This is a genomic window from Streptomyces sp. NRRL F-2580 (genome assembly GCF_000720115.1).
Taxonomy (GTDB): domain Bacteria; phylum Actinomycetota; class Actinomycetes; order Streptomycetales; family Streptomycetaceae; genus Streptomyces.
In genome coordinates this window covers 1-395 of sequence record NZ_JOIR01000118.1, presented here as the reverse complement: position 1 = coordinate 395, position 395 = coordinate 1, and the positions used below count along the sequence as shown (strand labels likewise).

The 395-nt window shown below is 67.8% G+C and carries 1 protein-coding gene; it reads right to left on the bottom strand.

What is annotated here, in order from left to right:
- The coding region (locus tag IF88_RS0139690) for a helix-turn-helix domain-containing protein (protein WP_030724505.1) at nucleotides 1–339 on the bottom strand (339 nt) is incomplete at its 3' end.
- Nucleotides 340–395: the final 56 nt, after the last annotated feature.

Below are 395 nucleotides of genomic sequence, written 5' to 3'. Positions count from 1 at the left end.
AAGATGCCGACGGATCAGGGTCTGGACCCGGGCCAGGGTCCAGCGTTCGTCTTCGAAGCCGTGTGCCGACGGCCCCTTGCCGAGTTCCTCCTCGAGCACCGCGAACTCGGCATCGGTGACGGTCGGGGCGTTCGCCGGGCCCCTGGAGCGCAGGGCCTCCATGCCGCCCTCGCGCCAGGCACGGCGCCAGCGTTCCACCGACCGCACACTCACCCGTAGATCCTTCGCGATGACCGCTGTCTTCTCACCCGCCACGAACCGCACGCCGGCCTCAAGCCGGATCTCCTCACGAAACCCCCGACGCTCAGCGGTCAGGCCCCCACCCTCCGGATAACGCATACCACCGGCATACCGCAGGGATCATGAACCGTCACCACCCGACGACAACCCGAAAA